At 40.1% G+C, this 17563-nt stretch carries 16 protein-coding genes; 15 read left to right on the top strand and 1 reads right to left on the bottom strand.

Features of this window, described 5'->3' with window-relative positions:
• Positions 1 to 35: 35 nt before the first annotated feature.
• From KO172_RS03580 to KO172_RS03610, 7 genes are all read left to right on the top strand, one after another.
• Positions 36 to 560, top strand: a complete 525-nt coding sequence (locus KO172_RS03580) for a HutD family protein (protein WP_215492173.1) — start codon at positions 36 to 38, stop codon at positions 558 to 560.
• Between the two features lies 1 nt (position 561).
• Positions 562 to 1512, top strand: a complete 951-nt coding sequence (locus KO172_RS03585; RefSeq protein WP_215492174.1) for a hypothetical protein — start codon at positions 562 to 564, stop codon at positions 1510 to 1512.
• Between the two features lie 437 nt (positions 1513 to 1949).
• Complete coding sequence (locus KO172_RS03590; protein WP_215492175.1) at positions 1950 to 2966, top strand: class I SAM-dependent methyltransferase; 1017 nt, start codon at positions 1950 to 1952, stop codon at positions 2964 to 2966.
• A 102-nt stretch (positions 2967 to 3068) separates the two neighbouring features.
• Positions 3069 to 4259 carry a cation diffusion facilitator family transporter gene (locus tag KO172_RS03595; protein ID WP_215492176.1) on the top strand — a complete coding sequence of 397 codons (1191 nt, stop codon included), beginning with the start codon at positions 3069 to 3071 and terminating at the stop codon, positions 4257 to 4259.
• Between the two features lie 23 nt (positions 4260 to 4282).
• Positions 4283 to 5617: an ATP-grasp domain-containing protein gene (locus tag KO172_RS03600; RefSeq protein ID WP_215492177.1), complete on the top strand. Its 1335-nt coding sequence runs from the start codon at positions 4283 to 4285 to the stop codon at positions 5615 to 5617.
• A gap of 1 nt (position 5618) precedes the next feature.
• Positions 5619 to 6413 (top strand): hypothetical protein, encoded by a 795-nt coding sequence (locus KO172_RS03605; protein WP_215492178.1) that lies wholly within the window; start codon positions 5619 to 5621, stop codon positions 6411 to 6413.
• A 112-nt stretch (positions 6414 to 6525) separates the two neighbouring features.
• The gene (locus KO172_RS03610) at positions 6526 to 6783 is read left to right on the top strand and encodes a hypothetical protein (RefSeq protein ID WP_215492179.1); all 258 of its coding nucleotides are present in this window, start codon (positions 6526 to 6528) and stop codon (positions 6781 to 6783) included.
• A 127-nt stretch (positions 6784 to 6910) separates the two neighbouring features.
• Here the strand turns inward: KO172_RS03610 and fdxA are convergent, their stop codons facing one another.
• Positions 6911 to 7078 (bottom strand): 4Fe-4S ferredoxin, encoded by a 168-nt coding sequence (fdxA, locus tag KO172_RS03615; protein WP_215492180.1) that lies wholly within the window; start codon positions 7076 to 7078, stop codon positions 6911 to 6913.
• A 181-nt stretch (positions 7079 to 7259) separates the two neighbouring features.
• On the opposite strand from fdxA, the gene KO172_RS03620 reads away from it, so the two are divergent.
• From KO172_RS03620 to KO172_RS03655, 8 genes are all read left to right on the top strand, one after another.
• Positions 7260 to 7955 (top strand): tRNA1(Val) (adenine(37)-N6)-methyltransferase, encoded by a 696-nt coding sequence (locus KO172_RS03620; RefSeq protein WP_215492181.1) that lies wholly within the window; start codon positions 7260 to 7262, stop codon positions 7953 to 7955.
• Entirely contained in the window at positions 7942 to 8778 is an 837-nt protein-coding gene (rsmI, locus tag KO172_RS03625) for a 16S rRNA (cytidine(1402)-2'-O)-methyltransferase (protein WP_215492182.1), read from the top strand. The genes KO172_RS03620 and rsmI overlap by 14 nt, the downstream gene beginning before the upstream one ends.
• 1 nt (position 8779) lies before the next feature.
• Complete coding sequence (locus KO172_RS03630; RefSeq protein ID WP_215492183.1) at positions 8780 to 9718, top strand: DNA double-strand break repair nuclease NurA; 939 nt, start codon at positions 8780 to 8782, stop codon at positions 9716 to 9718.
• Positions 9715 to 11556 carry an ATP-binding protein gene (locus tag KO172_RS03635; protein WP_215492184.1) on the top strand — a complete coding sequence of 614 codons (1842 nt, stop codon included), beginning with the start codon at positions 9715 to 9717 and terminating at the stop codon, positions 11554 to 11556. Before KO172_RS03630 ends, KO172_RS03635 begins: the two co-directional genes overlap by 4 nt.
• A gap of 2 nt (positions 11557 to 11558) precedes the next feature.
• On the top strand, positions 11559 to 12995 hold the full coding sequence (locus tag KO172_RS03640; RefSeq protein ID WP_215492185.1) for a glycogen synthase: 1437 nt from the start codon (positions 11559 to 11561) through the stop codon (positions 12993 to 12995).
• Between the two features lie 448 nt (positions 12996 to 13443).
• Entirely contained in the window at positions 13444 to 14886 is a 1443-nt protein-coding gene (locus KO172_RS03645) for an aspartate ammonia-lyase (protein WP_215492186.1), read from the top strand.
• A 584-nt stretch (positions 14887 to 15470) separates the two neighbouring features.
• Positions 15471 to 16406, top strand: a complete 936-nt coding sequence (locus KO172_RS03650; protein WP_215492187.1) for a carotenoid biosynthesis protein — start codon at positions 15471 to 15473, stop codon at positions 16404 to 16406.
• Positions 16393 to 17442, top strand: coding sequence for a DMT family transporter (locus KO172_RS03655; protein WP_215492188.1), 1050 nt, complete (start codon positions 16393 to 16395; stop codon positions 17440 to 17442). The genes KO172_RS03650 and KO172_RS03655 overlap by 14 nt, the downstream gene beginning before the upstream one ends.
• Positions 17443 to 17563 lie beyond the last annotated feature (121 nt).

Raw genomic sequence — 17563 nt, forward strand, 5'->3', positions numbered from 1 at the left:
GAGATGGTCCACTTTTTTACCGCGAATTTTAAAATATGAAAGATTTAAATAGTAAAAGAATCGTTTCCACTTGGAAGGGAGGCACAACAGAAGAGCTTTGCATAGAGCCAAAAGATGCCTCGCTTCAAGAGAGAAACTTTGATTTAAGGATATCATCTGCGACCATAGACCTTGAGCGCTCAGAGTTTTCAGACTTCACAGGATACAGACGCTACCTAATGAAGCTAGAAGGGGATATCACACTTTTGATAGATGACAAAGAAGTCATTATTAAAGAAGACGAAGCCTTCGAGTTTATGGGAGACGAAAAAGTCATCTCCATAAGCAAAGAGCCATCAAGAGATTTTAACGTCATCATTAAGGAAGACAGAAAAGCAGATATATCTATAATAAAAAACAAAACAAAGGGCACAGATGAGGGTGCATATATATTCGCCCTTGAAGACGCTAAACTTAACGGAAAAAATGTAGAGAAATATTCTTTATACGAATCAGAGGGCGAAGAGATGAGCCTAGAAGGTAGATTCATTTATATAAAGATATTCACAATGGAGGATTAATATGAAAAATTCAAAATCAATACTAGCGTTAGTACTAGCATTAATGCTAACAATGACATTATTCGCATGCAATAAAGCAGACGAAAACAAAGCTGTAGAAGAAAACACAGAAAAGACAGAAGAAGCAAAGACAGAAGAAAACAAAGAAGAAGAAAAAGAAGCAAGCAGTGCACAAGAAGCACCAAAGGATGCACTTACACTAGAAGTGAAGAAAGCAGAAAGCTTAGACGCTAAGTATGATAACGCCTACGCATTTATGGATACAGAAAACGAAGAAGAAAAGGCAAAGTATGATGAATTATATCCAAATGATCCATACAAACAAGAAGTAGAACTAAAAGACACAGAAGAACCTAACAAAGCAAACTACATTGCACTACAAGACAAACTAGGTTACATGGACAGAATGCTTGACGAAGCAACAGATGAAAAGCCATATGACACAGCAAGAAATAAAGGTGAAAGAGTCCTTAACTATATTCTAAGCCAAGAAGATGGCAAAGACCCAGTATTCTTCGCAAACAGATACCTATACGATTTTCTAGGACTTGAACTAGAAACAGGCGACAAACTAAAAATTAAAGACTGGGCAGACAAGATAGATGAGCCAACAAACGTTATACTTGGCTTCAATCAAAAAGACAGATACGAACTAGGTAAGACATACGAAATCGACTACTTTGGAAGCAAGCTTAGCATAGTTCCAGTTGGCGTTGCAAAAGAAGGCGCTAAATTTGTTAATGGTAAAGGCGAAGAAATCAATCTTGATAACGCCATCATCACACCACTTAACTACAACGCATCAAAAGCAATGTTAAACGAAGAACAATGCAAAGAAATTAACAATACTAGTCTACTAATATCACCAGAAGCAGATAAGGCTATGTATGTAGGTAATTATCTTAGAGGAGCATATAAGGTAGTTCATCTTTCAGACCTAATTTTGCGTTAAAATCGCCCCTAACACTTGTTCACTTTTCGGTAATGCTCGAGTACACTTACGTACGCTCCGCTTACCTCAAAGCTCCACTTCGTGTTATGAATCGATTTTTCCAGCAAAATTATAAATAAGATGAATATATTATAATTAGTACAGATAATTAATAAATAAGAGCATGTGGGAAATATCTCACATGCTTTTTTTGTACCCCAAGATATACAAAATTTAAGTTTTGGAAGTGAGCTATATAGTAGCAAGCTTCTCATATAATAGCAAGCCTTGCTATGATAAGAAGCCTCTCATATAATGGGAGCCTAGCTATATACACGGCGGCTTTTATACCTATGCACGCCTCTTAGATATAGCTAATTAGCCATTGCTCACACAATTTAGCGTATTATTTTGTTTTAATAATCTTTCTAATGGGTAAACTTAAGCAAGGTGATTTTATGAATTTTGATACTATTATAGATGAAGCTCTTAAGAAGAAGGAAGCGATGCAAGGCTCTTTCTCGGGTCCTATTAAAAGACATGCTTCTAAGCTAAGGTTTAAGACGATAATGATGAAGGGTGAGGCGCACTTGCAGCTTGAAAGTTTTGAGGGTAAGAAGGCTTTTCACGAGAACATCGCCATGCGTGATGCGAAGGCAAGGCTAGGCGCTCTTATGAATGAGTACAAGCAGCTCTTCATAACTCTTGGCTCTGAATCTTATCAAGTTTTTAACAACAAGGGCAAGTTCAAGCTTCTTAAGGTTAAGACTGAAAGAGCGGCGAAGGCGCAATCTCATAACAAGAAGAAAAATTACATACTTGAGGAAGGGGAATGCATTGACTTTCTTATCTACCTAAAGGTTATGAGTGAGGACGGCAAGGTCTACAAGAGCTACTACGACAAGTTTAAGCAGATCAATAAGTACCTTGAAATCTTTGACAAGGCGCTTGAGAAGGTAGATACAAGTAAGAAGCTACGCATACTTGACTTTGGCTGCGGCAAGGCATACCTAACTTTTGCAGTTTATTATTATCTAAAGAATATAAGGAAGCTCGACTTCTACATCGAGGGTCTCGACCTTAAGGAAGATGTTGTTCATGACTTAAACTCCATCAAGGATGCGCTTCACTACGAGGACATAGACTTTGTATGTAAGGATATAAAGGACTACTCCAAGACTGATAATATCGACATCATGCTTACTCTGCACGCTTGCGACATAGCGACCGACATCGCCATAAAGAAGGCGGTGGATCTAAATGCGTCACTTATACTATCGGTTCCGTGCTGTCAAAAAGAGCTATTCCCTAAGATTAAATCTAACGAGCTTGAGGGCATTCTTAAGCACGGCATACTTAAGGAGAGGGTCGCAGCAATCGTCACTGACTCACTTAGAAGTCTTTACCTAGAGATGCATGGCTACAAATCAGAAATCATAGAGTTCATCGACATGGATCATACACCTATCTTATGATCAGAGCCTTCAAAGACAAGGCTAATCCATTAGCCAAGGCTCAGTACGATAGTATCAAAAAACTATTTAATTTAGAAAATATTTTCATAGAAGGTTAGACAGATGATAGAAAAATTAATTTACTTTATAAACAGACCTAACAGAAACACGCGTGATGCGTTATTTAGAAAGAAGACTGGTTACTTCGTTTCAATCACGGGTATCATCTTTAACATACTTTTAAGTGCAGCGAAGCTTACAATCGGTATCTTTGTTCACTCCATCGCCATCATGGCGGATGCGGTAAACAACATCTTTGACACCATCTCGTCGGTGATTACACTTTTGGGCTTTAAGTTATCGGAGAAGCCGGCGGATAGGGAGCATCCATACGGACACGGTAGGCTCGAGTACATATCAGGCCTTGTCATATCCATCATCGTCATCATCATAGGTCTGCAATTCATAAAGTCGTCGTTTTTAAGAATACTGCACCCAGACATCGTTAAGTTCGACCTTGCAAGCTTTATAATTATGCTGCTTTCGATACTTGTCAAAGTTTTCATCACTTTCTTGAACAAGGGTGCAGGCGAGATGATAGACTCGAAGGCGATGAAGGCAACTAGCATAGACTCACTTGGCGACGTCTTCACGACTATGGTTGTCATTGTGCCGATGATTAGCTCACTTTTCACAACTGTACAAGTCGACGGCTACTTCGGTATACTAGTTTCACTTATGATTATTAAGAATGGTATAGAGATGATAAAGGAGACCATAGGCCCAATTTTAGGCGAGGAGCCAGACAGGGAGCTTGTGGAGCTTATACACAAAGACTTAGAGTCTGAGCCATTAATCAAGAACGTGCACGACTTTCACGCACACAACTACGGTCCTGATAATGTCTACATCTCCTTCGATGTTGAGATGCCAGCACACCTTACCATTGAAGAGGCACACAGCGTTATAGACACTTGGGAGAGGATACTTGAGGACAAGTACAAGATCACCATCATCATACACGTTGACCCTTACATGGCTGAGGACGAGTGTTCTGAGCTTTACAAGAAGCTTGAGAATGCGGTGAAAGATGACAAAAATGTTGTTGCTTTACACGATTTTAGAGTTGTAAACAGTAAGTCTAGCAAGGACATCTTGCTACTAGACCTCGTTTTGAACGATATGCAGGGTAAGGACAAACAGACGCTTGCGGACGAGATGTGTAAACGTTTTGAAAGTGAAGTCTCAGATGACTACGACTATAGATTAAGGATAGTACCGAATTTTACAAATATAGGAGACGATTTGAAGTAATAGTTTGATTTTAGGAGGTAATTATGAAGGATATGGATTATGATAAGATAGGCGAAAGATACATCGAGATAGTGAAGGAGGACCCTGAGAAATATTATAAGGATTATAAAAAGCTCTTGGAGAAGGTTGAAAAGTTGACTGCGAAGTACAAGGGTAAGCCGGTTCCTGCTATATACCAACCTTTCTTCGTATCGGATGAGGACGAGGAGAACTTCAAGTACATCTCTGAGATGATGATGAGGATATCAGACAAGGTGACTAAGGCTTACGTTGCAATATCTGCTTTTAGAAACAGCTTTGACTTCGATGACAAGATGAAGAAGCTTTTGATACACAAGCCATTGCTTTCAACATTTGTACCAATCTGCCGCTACGACATCTTCTACAAGTCGCGTGATGAGTTCAAGTTCTGCGAGCTAAACACTGACGGATCCTCTGCCATGAACGAGGACAATGAGCTTGCACCTATGATGCTTGAGCTTGAAGCTATGAAGGAGATGGAGAAGCGCTACGGCTACAAGTTCTCATACTACGAACTGTTTGACTCGTGGGTTGATGAGTTCATAACGCTATACAAGGAAACTAATGGCGAAGAAAATTTCAACCTTGCCATAGTCGACATCATGTCAAGCGCATCAACAGAAGAGTTCGAACGCTTCAAGAGAGCCTTTGAGAAGAGAGGTATCAAGACCATCATCTGCGATGTAAGAGACATTAAGCGTAAGGACGGTCACATATACTCAGGAGATTTTAGGATAGACGCTGTCTACAGAAGGCTTGTTACCTTCGAAGCAGTTGAGCACTGGGACGAGATACAAGAGTTTGTTGATGCATACCTTAACGATGAGTTCGTTATGATAGGTTCCTTCAAGAGCCAAGTTATGCACGACAAAAGGATATTCATAAAGCTCTTCGAAGACAGAGTTAAGAAGTTCTTGTCAAAGGACGAGCTTGAGTTCATAGAAAAACACATACCATACACAGCCATGCTTACAAAGAGCACTGTTAATGAAGTTTTGGATAATAAGGACAAGTACATCATAAAGCCTGTTGACCTAAACGCATCAAGGGGCGTCTACGTTGGCAAGGACCACTCCGCAAAAGAATTTGAAGAAATTTTGAAAAAGCATGCAGACACTGGGTATATATTCCAAGAATACATCGAGCTATACAAAAGAGATGTTGTGATCTTTAACGATAAGGGTGAGCTAGAGGTGAAAGAGCTTAAGTCCATAGCCGGCCTCTTCATATATAACAAGAAGTTCAAGGGTCTCTACACTCGCTATGGTGAAGGCAATATAATTTCAAGCTTGCACCAATATTACCTTGGTGTAAACATCAGAGCAAAGGAGTCTTAAAGTGAAGAAGAAATTAATTTTGATGCTTGCTATGTTAATGGCGGCCGCACTAGTATTAACAGCGTGCAAGAAAGACGTACCAAAGAATAATGAAGCAAAAGAAAATACTGCTCAAGAAGATAGTAAAGACGACGCTAAAACAGAAGAAGATAAGAAGAATGATGAGTACGCTGAGCTTGTTAAGAAGACGAAGGGCGTATCGGACCTTATAGAAGGCGACTTAGTTATCCAAGATGTAAAGGTTTACAAGGCGGTAGAAGAAGGAGACAAACTTTCACTTTTAGTTAATTATGCAGAGTTTGGATATAAGTACAACGACCACGTTTTTGAAAACACAGCCGGTATGCTAATGCCGCTTAAGCTTGTATATGTGAAAAGTGGTGATGAATACGAGTTAAAAGAAAAGATTGATGCAGAAGATGGCGAAGGATATTATGCTTCTTTAGTTAAGATGGCAGACGGAGATGAAGAGCTTGCCAAAGAGGTAGCTGTGCAAGGCATAAACCCAAGATACGACAGCGTTATGAAGGAGCTTTACAAAGCTGCTCAAAAGGCAGGACTAAAGGACTTCACGCTAGATATTGACAATGCACCAGGCTACCCAAAGGATGAGTCTTTATTCATAGAAGACGTTCCTAACGAGCCTAAGAACACCATTGCCATAGTTAATAAAGAAGCTTACGAAAAAGCAAAGAAGAACGAAGCTAATGAAAATTGGCCACATATAGATGGCTTATTGTATCACAAAGATACAAAGATCGCAGTTAAAAACATTATTGACGACTTTACAAAATAATGTATACTTTAGCCTTGTCTATAAGATGAGGCTAAAATATTGCATTATTACTTGTAATTTTTGAATTCTTAGTGTATAATGACTGTAGGGAAATAGAGAAAGGGAGTGCGTGATGAAAGAGTTAGAACTAAAAGTTATTAAATCTGAATCATCAAAAGGCTTATACATAGAACTTGGTCAGGGAGTTGTTGACTTCACAAAAGCAATCAAAGCTAAGATATATATATCTGTAGGCGACAAAAAAGTAGAAGCTAGTATGATTAAGTTCCCAAAGGGCTTATATATAGTACCACTTAAAGAAAGACAGTTAAGAGTACTTAAGGTCGAAGAGGGTAAGACATATAAGTTCAAGATAGAACACAGAAGATAGCTATAAGCATTAAGGCGAAACATAAGTTTCGCCTTTTATTTTTGCGTGAAATAAGAGCTAGATTGCATAAAAATTGCACAAAAAAAGACTTCACAAATGTGAAGCCTTTAATCGATACTCCTATGTCTTAGTTTTGTTTTGGAGCATCTACTGGACAAACACTGCTGCATTGTCCGCAGTCGATGCATTTATCTGCATCAATTATGTAGATATCGCCTTCAGATATAGCGTCAACTGGACACTCTGGTAAGCATTGTCCGCATGCTATACATTCTGAACTGATTACGTATGCCATAATATCCCTCCTTGTACTTATATTATAATGAATGTAGATACGTTTGTCAAGTGATTAGAGTCACATTATCCATTTAAATAATGCGCTGCACTAACAGCTCTACTATCATCCATTATATCTATACCCAAATATGATTGTCTTTAATCACGATAAATGATATAATATTTATAAGGAGGCATATATGGACAAGGTAGCAGGTACAAACTATTACATATATCAAGACAAGGACGACTTTTCTTATGGTATAGACGCAATACTTCTTTCTGACTTTGCAAAGGCGAAGGAAGATCACATAGACCTTTGCACTGGTAACGGCATAGTCGCGCTTAGACTTTCCTACCTTTACAAGAAGTCGAAAGTGGTCGGAGTCGACATAGATGAGAAGGCGATAGATTTATGCAAAAAGTCCATAGCCGTGAACGAAATTAATGACAGAGTAGAGGCTATAAGGCTTGACATAAGGGAAGTGGAGGAGCACTTTAAGAAGAACGCCTTCGACAGTCTCTCTGTAAACCCGCCCTACCTTGATCCAAAGGATAATATAGCAACAGATGACTACAAAAGGCAGGAAATCCTACTTAAGCTTGATGATATAGCAAAGGCAGCGAGCTACCTACTTAAGCCATTTAGTAAGGTTTACATGGTGCATAGACCATCAAGGCTTATCGACATCGTCTTGAGCTTTAAAAAGTATGGCATCAACACTAGAAGGCTCAGAGCTGTTAAACCATTTGCGGACAAAAAGGCGAACATGATACTTATAGAGCTCGAAAAGTCAGACAAGACTGGCTTTGAATATATGAATGAACTTGTCGTCTACAACTCAGACGGCACTTACACTGATGAAGTAAAGGAGATTTACTATGGACATCAATAAAGGCACTTTATATATAGTCGCAACACCCATAGGTAACTACGAAGACATAAGCTTACGTGCGCTGAACGTATTAAAGAGCGTAGACTACATTGCCTGCGAGGACACAAGGCACTCAGGTGTGCTTCTTAAGCACTACGAGATTAAAAAGCCGCTCTTTGCCTACCACAAGTTTAATGAGAAGGACAAGACGCCATATATACTTGAGCTTCTAGCTGATGGTAAAAGCGTCGCAATAGTATCAGATGCAGGCTCACCTGGCATATCGGACCCAGGAGTTGTAGCGGCTCGTGCTGCAAGAGAAGCTGGATATACCGTGACAGCCATACCTGGAGCGACAGCCTTTGTTACATCACTTATGGCAAGTGGCATAGACCTTAGTCACTTTGCCTTCATAGGTTTTGCACCGCAAAAGGATGCGAAGCGTAAGAAGTTTTTGGAAAGCTACAGAGCGTACAAGATGCCACTAATCTTCTACGAAGCGCCGCATAGACTTATCGCTTTCTTAGAAACGGCACTTGACGTTTATGGTGACAGAGAGGCCTTTATAAGCCGTGAGCTAACAAAATTATACGAGGAGCACCTTCATATGCACCTAAGTGAGTTAATATCACACTTCAAAGAGAATGAGCCACGTGGTGAGTTTGTTATCACGATTTTAAATGACGCTGCAAGTGATGAAGATGAGACCATGGACATAAACGAAGCTGCAAGAGCACTTATAGGCGAGGGGATGAGCATAAAAGATGCTACAAATAAGTTAAAGGAGCTTGGCTTTAAGAAGAACGATGCCTACAAGGCTCTGCTTGAGATAAAGGATGAATAATATGAACGAAGAATTACTCATAAAGATTAGAGATATAAACTCTTTGCTTAGAGAAAAGTCGAAAATTTTCGATGAGAAGGGCAAGGAAGGTATAAAGAGTGAGATCTATGGCGTGCTTGCGGATAAGTACATGATAGAGGACGAGGTGGATCTAGAAAAAATTGCAGACGAAGGCGGTTTATGGGCAGTTGACGGCTCTCTGAATAGGATAGGCGCCTTGTATCCGCACTACATCAGTGTCATAGACGCACTTGTGATATCGACAAAGGATAATTATGAAAAGAGGCTCACTACAGTTTACTCGCCTATTGAGGATAGGATCAGAGAGGAAGATGAGTTTTCCTTTGAGCAAGAGGTCTACATCAAGAAGGAGATGGCAAGGCTAGAAGTAAGAGTGTGCATAGAAGCCTTGAAGGAGAGAAAGCCAAAGATGATATTCATGGACGGAGGCTTCATTCGCTACATCATTAGCTGCGAAGACGACTTCAACGAGCTACGAAAAATCTGCGTAGATGAAGGCATCATCTTAGTCGGTGTCATCGAAGAGATCAAGACAGCCACTATCTCAGAAGCAATAAAATTTGAGGCCTACGACAAGGAGATATTATACTCCCTACTTGATTACAAGGAAGCGATGATTATAAGGGACGCATGCAACAAGAAGGCAGAGAGCGGCATAGTGAGCGCCTTTGCTAGAACATCGATGAAGCCTAATGCCATCGGCGTGGATATATGCAAAGAGCAAAGAGATTACATGCACATGGTTTTAGAGACTATACTTAAGCTAACACCAAAAAACTCCAGAGGCATACCGCTTATACTTGACATAGTTGATAAGAAGGTCAAGATTACTGAAGAAATGAAAGAAGATGTTCTTGTTAAAGAGCTTGACAAGGACATATATGATAGATATTTTAACGAAGTGAGGAATTTAAGATGAAAGTTTTAGGTCTTACAGGAACTAGCGAGGTATACATAGCCTCGAATACGAGAAATTTTAGAATAAATGAATTTTTGCTTATAGAGGACGAGAAGAGAAACTACATCGGTGAAGTCGTTGAAGCTAATACCTATAACCGCTTTATGCCGTTTGAGAAGGAGAAGGACTTTATCGACCAAAGCGTGATTGAGTCACTGTTGAAGTTGGGCTACAATGTTGACAACGAAGTAGTCTACCTTGCCAAGCTTAGACTCTTGGAAGAAGCGATGTATCCTATCATGGCAGGTTCAAAGCTTAGGCTTCCAAGCTTTGACGAGATTAAGGATCTCATCATCAAGTCATCACCTAAAGCTGGTCTTGTGCTAGGCATCATAAAGAACACAGACGACCTTTATGAGAAAGCAGACGAGGAGCTAAAGAACTTAGTCTACACCTTTGAAGGCGGCACAAGACTTAAGCAAAATGATCTACCATACATCTACGATGTTGGAGAGCTTAGTCAGTATCCACACATCGGCGTCTTCGGAGGCTCCGGCTCGGGTAAGTCATTTGCACTTAGAGTCATCATAGAAGAGCTTATGAAGAAGAGAATTCCGACTATAGTCCTAGATCCTCACTATGAGATGGACTTCAAGCTTAAGACCTACGACGAAGCACCAAGCTACGAAGCATACTACGAAAGCTTCCTTCTTGGTAAGGAAGTTGGTGTTGACTACAAGGACATCAACGTCTCGGAGTTTAAGAACCTTCTTAATGCGGCTGGCATGATGACAGACGCGATGGAGGCGGCAGCAGACGAGATTTTCGTTAGAGGTGAGGACCACAATGCCTTTAGAGCGAGACTTGACGAGATCATCGAAGCCATAGACATGGGGGAAGATGGCATTAATAAGGCTATACAAGACGAGAACAACGGTGATCCTGATACGGCAGAGTTAATTAGATTAGAAAGACTAAAAGGCTATTACAAAAAGTATGGCAGAAGACTTAACACAGCGAGCCTAAAGGGCATTGGCTGGAGGTTCAACAGACTTGTTCAGGACAATGTCTTCAGTAACGACTCAGAAGGTATAGAGACTGCACTTAGAAGTGGCAAGCTCATCTCATTAAAGGGACCAACAAGACTACTAGAAGTTTACTCAAGCTATATACTTAAGAAGTTCTACTACAAAAGAAGAGCATACATGGATGCAAAGCTTCTTGGCATGGGCATAGAGGACTACTTCCCACCATTCATAATCATAACAGACGAGGCACACAACTTTGCACCGAAGGGCTACGAGAGCGCATCCAAGTCCATACTCAAAGAGCTTGCACAGGAAGGAAGAAAGTACGGTGTCTTCCTAGTCTTAGCAACGCAAAGAATAACGCTGCTTGATGACACAATCACTGCGCAGCTTAATACGAAGTTTATACTAAGAACAGTTAGAGAGTCTGACATCAGTACCATCAAAGAGGAGACAGACATATCCTCCGACGATGCCAAGAGACTGCCTTACCTTACAACAGGCGATGCCTTTATCTCGCAGGCCTCCTTCGGTAGAACGATATTCACAAGATTTCGTTATGCAGATACCAAGGCCATAGACAAAGTCAATCCGTTCCTAGAGCTAAGAAGTCAAACTGAAGACAAGATGCTCTCAGTTTATGAAGGGCTTAAGGATAGTCTACCTATCAGCGACTTTAACTTAACACGCGAGGCAGCAAGGCTTGAGAAGACAGTTGGCACACTAAGCGCCGAAGAGCTTCTTGATATACTTGAGCGCCTTGTAGAGAGTGGAAAGCTTGACAAGAGAAAGAATCCATTTGGACAAGATGAATATATAGAGAAGGCATAAGTATGAGGATATTTTTTTTAGCAGCAGAAGTAAGTCCCTTCGTTAAGACGAGAGGGCTAGCAGACACTATGCGCTGCCTACCCAAAGAGGTAGCTAAACATGATAACGATGTCTACGTCTTTATACCACTACACAAACCTATCAAAAGAGAGTATCAGTCTAAGCTCGAGTTTATGTCAAGCTATGGGGTTATGATGGGCGACGGCCTTATATATGCGAGCGTCTTCAAGTACGAAGAAGATGGTGTAAAGTACATCTTCATAGATAACGAAGACTACTTCAACAGAGACAGGATATATGGTGAGTTCGATGATGCCAAGCGCTACATCTTCTTTACAAAGGCAGTTTTGGAGTTTATAAAGACCTACAAGATCAAGCCAGACATCATACACGCGAACGACTGGCACACAGGCCTTGTGCCCGTGCTACTTAAGCAGTATGTCAAGAGCGACAGCTACTACAGAGACATCAAGACAGTATTTACGGTGCACAATCTTAAGTACCAAGGCGTATTCAATCAAAACATCATAGCCGGCATAGTCGACACAGACCTTGAAGTTTTGAAAGATGAGAATTACGAGTTCATCGACTCCATCAATATGCTTAAGGCGGGCATAGTCTCCTCAGACATAGTCACAACCATTAGCAAGTCGTTTAGAGACGAGCTGATGGATAAGCACTTTGGCGAGGGATTAGATGAAGTCTTTAAGGAGTATAGCTACAAGTTTCACGGCATTGTTAATGGCATAGACACAGATAAATACAATCCATTGACAGACAAGGCGATCTTTAAAAACTACGACGCTGCGAGCTTTAAGCTTAAGAGATATAACAAAGAAGCGGTGCAAGACTACTACGGCCTTAAGAAAGATGGTGACAAGCCACTTGTCGTTATGATTAGCCGTATGAAGCGCTCCAAAGGTATAAGCTTAGTCATAGGTGCCATAGAGGAGATGATGAAACTCGACTGCAACTTCATCATCATGGGTACAGGCATAAAGAGCTATGAAGAGAAGTTTAGAGAGTTAGAAGAAAGCTACCCTGACAAGATGGCTTCAAGGATCTACTACAACGAGAACGAAGCGAGAAGATTATACGCAGCCTCCGACATACTCCTAATGCCATCAGAGGTAGAACCTTGCGGCAGTGCACAGATGATAGCCATGCGCTACGGCTCACTTCCATTAGTAAGGAAGGTTGGCGGACTTAAGGACACAGTCATCGCGTATCACGACGATAAAGAGCATGCAAGTGGTTTCGCCTTTGACAATATTGATCAGAGGGAAATGTACGAGGCACTCGGCAGAGCCTTGAAGCTTTATTATCAAGACGAAGATGAGTTTAACAGAGTCTTGAAGAACGCGATGAGCCTTGACAACGGTTGGCACAAGACAGCAGACGAGTATTGCAAGCTTTATAATGAACTAAGCGAAGTATAGATAAAATTTCATATTATTATATGAGCCTCTTTACAATATAGTAGAGAGGTTTTTTATATTGAGAGCTTTGCTATGTAGATAGAGGCTTGCCATGTAGATAGAGGCTTACTATATAACGAGAGCTTTGCTATGTAGTGAGAGACTTGTCATGTATTAGTAGCCTTGCCATCTTTTAAAAATTTGTAAAACTTAAAATTTATCTTTTATAAGTGAGCTCACATGGATGCAAAGAATAAGTAAAAAAATATTTTTGAACAGATTAATATATTTCTTTCATATTTATCTCATTAAGGACTGTGATTTGAGTCACAATGAATTATCCTTCGTCTTAGCTTGCAAATACTTTAATGGATTAAAAACTTTGCTGCATCGTCCTAAAGCTAAGTGCTTGCAAGCTTTTCAATTATGTGTTAGAATTAAGGTGTAATTAAAAAACGGGAGGTAAGTCATGGAAGACATCAAAACAAGAATAGAATCAGACTCTATTGGTGAGAAGGAAGTACCAGTAGACGCTTATTATGGCGTACAAAGTTTAAGAGGAAAGGAAAACTTTCATATCACAGGTAGACATATTCATCCAGAGATGATAAAGGCTTTAGCAGAAATTAAGAAGGCTTGCGCTATTACAAACCAACAATCACGCCTTATGTCAAAGGAAAAGGAAGAAGCCATCGCCAAGGCTTGCGACTTAATCATCGAAGGTAAGTATCACGATCAGTTCATCTGCGACGCAATACAAGGCGGTGCAGGTACAACAGCTAACATGAACGCTAACGAAGTTATTGCCAACCTTGCAAACGAAATTATGGGTGGCGGACTTGGTACATATGACCATGTACATCCTAACGACGACGTCAACATGTGCCAATCAACAAACGACGTTTATCCAACAGCAGGTAAGATAGCTGCCGTTAAACTTGTTAACAAGACTATCGACCAGTTGATGGACCTTATAAACGCACTTGAAAAGAAGTCAATCGAGTTCGACGACGTTATCAAGATGGGTAGAACACAATTACAAGACGCAGTACCTATAAGATTAGGTCAAGAGTTTCACGCATACCAAAGCGCACTACGCCGCGACGTTAGAAGAATCAAAAAAGCTAGAGACGTTATCAAAGTTATAAACATGGGCTCAACAGCCATCGGTACAGGCATCAACGTTGATGTTAATTACTATGTTAATATTACTGAGACACTTGCAAGAGTGACAGGACTTTCACTAAAGCAAGCCGACGATATGATAGACGGCACACAAAACCTTGACGGAGTAGCACACCTATCAGCAACTATCAAGACATGCGCAATCACACTTTCAAAGATGAGTAACGACTTAAGACTTATGAGCTCAGGTCCAAAAACAGGCTTAGGAGAAATTATACTTCCAGCTAGACAAAACGGCTCATCCATCATGCCAGGTAAGGTAAACCCAGTTATACCAGAAGTTGCTAGCCAAGTTGCCTTCTCAATCATAGGTAACGATATGTGCATCACTATGGCAGCTGAAGCAGGTCAACTAGAGCTTAACGCATTTGAACCAGTTATGTTCTACAAGCTTTTCGAATCAATCGAAACACTAGGTAACGCTTGCGAAACACTTAGAGTAAACTGCATAGAAGGCATAGTCGCAGATAAAGAAAGATGCAAAGCACTACTTGATAACTCAGTAGGTATGGTTACAGCGCTTGTTCCACACATCGGCTACAAGAAGTCAGCAGCTATCGCCAAAGAAGCACTTAAGACAGGCGAGAGCGTAACATCAATCATACTAAGAGACAATATCTTAGATCAAAAAGAGATAGACGAGATCTTCAATCCATTCCAATTAACTAAACCGGGTATTGCAGCGAGGGAGTTAATCCAAGAAAAAGGCGATTTTGAAGAAGAATAAAATTTCGCATTCAAGCGAGCCCTTGAGCTCGTTCCTTCCTTAGCAATGCTCACGTACGTTTAGTACGTTCCGCTTGCTTCGTTAGTCCACGTCGCCCAATCATCTCGCTTGCTCTGCGAAATTTACTCGGGGTATTAGATTATTTTATAGATTGCTTACTTCGTCAGTCTACTTCGTCCCATTCATCACAAGTGCGAAGCACCAAGGTTCTGGGGTACCCATTCAAAGCGAAGCTTTGTAAATGGGTCAGGTTCTTCTTTTATTCGCAAAATTTACTCGGGGAAAAAGATTTATTTTATAGATCGCTTGCTTCGTCAGTCCACGTCGCCCAATCATCTCGCTTGCTCTGCGAAATTAACTCGGGGAAAAAGATTTATTTTATAGATCGCTTGCTTCGTCAGTCCACGTCGCCCAATCATCTCGCTTGCTCTGCAAAATTAGTTCGGAGCAGATAAACTATTTTAATAAATAAAACATAAAACTCATTGGGGAGCAAATGCATTAAAATTTGGTGCAAATGCTCCCCATTTTTATTTGCAAATTTATGCTATAATATATTTATAAAGCAGATAAAGGAGTTTATTATGAACTGGATCAATGCATTTGAAATAATTTGTTACATAATCGTCAGTATATTTTTGCTTGACGTCATAAAGAAGAAAAACTGGAACGAAGTATACATGTTTATATCAGCAGCGATTGCAGGCTTCTCACTGGAGCTATTAGCAGTGCGGCTAACAGACATCTACCACTACTCGAACCTCTACTACATAATGATAGGAGTGGAGCCGTATCAATTTCCATTCTTTGGTGGACTTATGTGGGGCGCAGTAGCAGTCTGTGCGTATAGACTTGCAAAGAAATTTAAGCTAAGCCCACTAATGACAGCGCTTCTATCAGGCTTCTTCGTTGTGTCCATGGACCTGCTTCTAGACGTTGCAGCCATAAGACTATCAGGCGGCTTTTGGGTTTGGGATGGAAGAGATATAAATTTAGTCATTGACCACCACAGCTTCATGTCCGTAATATGGGTAAACTTCCTAGGCTACATGTTCGAAACACCGTCGATAATATATTATTCAGAAGTCTATTGGCGTCGCAATGAAAAATCCATCATAAAAAATATAATTGTCGCCATAATCATCGGCCTTATGTCAGTTGCAACAGTTGGTATCTTAAGCTTTATATCACTTAAACTTAACGATATAACGGACGAATGGTTTTCCTGCATTGCCTTCGTTATTTTGTGGCTGTATATATTTATAAGGCTTATTAGAGAAATAATTATAAAGAGAAAGTTTATTAGGATAAAACTAAACGACCCTGCACTGACAATCTTTTGGCTTGCACTATATCTTTACTGTTTAGCGGGGCTTGCACACTTGGGTATATTAGGCGCAAAACCTATTTACGCTGCGCTTTGCTTGGCGCTATCTCTTGGAACAGTGCTACTTACTTTAATTACTTTTAGTGCTGATGATGAAGATCTTAGAAAGGAGCTTCAAGATGAAGAAAAATAATAAGCTTAGCGCAATAATTTGCGCGATATTAGCGGCAGTTTTTTATGCGTTAAATACACCATTGTCAAAAGTTTTATTAAAGAACATCTCACCGACATTCATGGCAGCCTTCCTTTATTTAGGAGCAGGCATAGGCGTTGGCTTTATGTACTTATTTCAATACAAAAAAGAAGACAGCTCAATGCGCTTAAGTAGAGAAGACCTGCCATATACGATACTGATGGTGGTCTTAGATGTCATTGCACCAATACTTTTGATGATTGGTATATCCATAGGCTCATCAGCAAACGCATCACTTTTAGGAAACTTCGAGATAGTCGCAACAAGCATCATCGCTTTAGTATTTTTTAAAGAAGCAGTTTCGAAAAATCTTTGGATAGCGATAGCCTTCATAACAGTTTCAAGTATAATACTTTCATTCGAGGGCAAAGGAGCATTTAGCTTCTCATATGGTTCGCTATTTGTAATACTTGCAACGCTTTCGTGGGGACTTGAAAACAATTGCACAAGGAAAATTTCAAATAAATCAAGTTATGAGATAGTTACGATCAAAGGGATATTCTCAGGATTGTCATCATTAATCATCTCATTCGTCATCGGGGAGAAGCTTCCTGAATTTAGATACATTCTCTGCACACTTTTACTAGGTTATGTGGCTTATGGCTTAAGCATCTTCCTATACGTAAGAAGCCAAAGAGACTTAGGAGCAGCAAAGACAAGTGCATACTATGCCATCGCTCCATTCATTGCAAGTTTTTTGAGCTTTCTAGTTAATTCAGAGGCCTTGAGCGCTTCGTACTTCATAGGCCTAGTATTTATGGTCTTAGGAACCATCTTTGTAGTTATGGATACAATCATAATGAAGCATACACATCTGCATACACACACAATAGTTCATACACACGGCGGCTATACACATACACATATCTTTACTCATGAGCATACACACAAGCACTTGCTTAACGAGGAAGGCAAGAGCCACAACGACTTTTTAAACAGCGAAGAACATAAAAGACTGCATAAGAATAATTTATAGATGAATGAAATTAATAAAAACTATGGGGGGAGCATTTACAATAAGATGTGCATAAGATGCTCCCCCCCTCCATTTTAAATATTAAAAAAATTTCATATATATGAAGAGAAACGATTGATTA

The sequence above is a fragment of the Fenollaria sporofastidiosus genome (genome assembly GCF_943169635.2).
Taxonomy (GTDB): Bacteria; Bacillota; Clostridia; order Tissierellales; family Peptoniphilaceae; genus Fenollaria; species Fenollaria sporofastidiosus.

What these genes read in the sequence shown, in the direction of transcription:
- rsmI (WP_215492182.1), top strand. Translation starts at nt 7,942, where the DNA reads ATGGACATCAATAAAGGCACTTTATATATAGTCGCAACACCCATAGGT.
- KO172_RS03635 (WP_215492184.1), top strand. Translation starts at nt 9,715, where the DNA reads ATGAAAGTTTTAGGTCTTACAGGAACTAGCGAGGTATACATAGCCTCG.
- KO172_RS03590 (WP_215492175.1), top strand. Translation starts at nt 1,950, where the DNA reads ATGAATTTTGATACTATTATAGATGAAGCTCTTAAGAAGAAGGAAGCG.
- KO172_RS03645 (WP_215492186.1), top strand. Translation starts at nt 13,444, where the DNA reads ATGGAAGACATCAAAACAAGAATAGAATCAGACTCTATTGGTGAGAAG.
- KO172_RS03640 (WP_215492185.1), top strand. Translation starts at nt 11,559, where the DNA reads ATGAGGATATTTTTTTTAGCAGCAGAAGTAAGTCCCTTCGTTAAGACG.
- KO172_RS03650 (WP_215492187.1), top strand. Translation starts at nt 15,471, where the DNA reads ATGAACTGGATCAATGCATTTGAAATAATTTGTTACATAATCGTCAGT.
- KO172_RS03630 (WP_215492183.1), top strand. Translation starts at nt 8,780, where the DNA reads ATGAACGAAGAATTACTCATAAAGATTAGAGATATAAACTCTTTGCTT.
- KO172_RS03580 (WP_215492173.1), top strand. Translation starts at nt 36, where the DNA reads ATGAAAGATTTAAATAGTAAAAGAATCGTTTCCACTTGGAAGGGAGGC.
- KO172_RS03600 (WP_215492177.1), top strand. Translation starts at nt 4,283, where the DNA reads ATGAAGGATATGGATTATGATAAGATAGGCGAAAGATACATCGAGATA.
- KO172_RS03620 (WP_215492181.1), top strand. Translation starts at nt 7,260, where the DNA reads ATGGACAAGGTAGCAGGTACAAACTATTACATATATCAAGACAAGGAC.
- KO172_RS03655 (WP_215492188.1), top strand. Translation starts at nt 16,393, where the DNA reads ATGAAGAAAAATAATAAGCTTAGCGCAATAATTTGCGCGATATTAGCG.
- KO172_RS03595 (WP_215492176.1), top strand. Translation starts at nt 3,069, where the DNA reads ATGATAGAAAAATTAATTTACTTTATAAACAGACCTAACAGAAACACG.
- KO172_RS03610 (WP_215492179.1), top strand. Translation starts at nt 6,526, where the DNA reads ATGAAAGAGTTAGAACTAAAAGTTATTAAATCTGAATCATCAAAAGGC.
- KO172_RS03585 (WP_215492174.1), top strand. Translation starts at nt 562, where the DNA reads ATGAAAAATTCAAAATCAATACTAGCGTTAGTACTAGCATTAATGCTA.
- fdxA (WP_215492180.1), bottom strand. Translation starts at nt 7,078, where the DNA reads ATGGCATACGTAATCAGTTCAGAATGTATAGCATGCGGACAATGCTTA.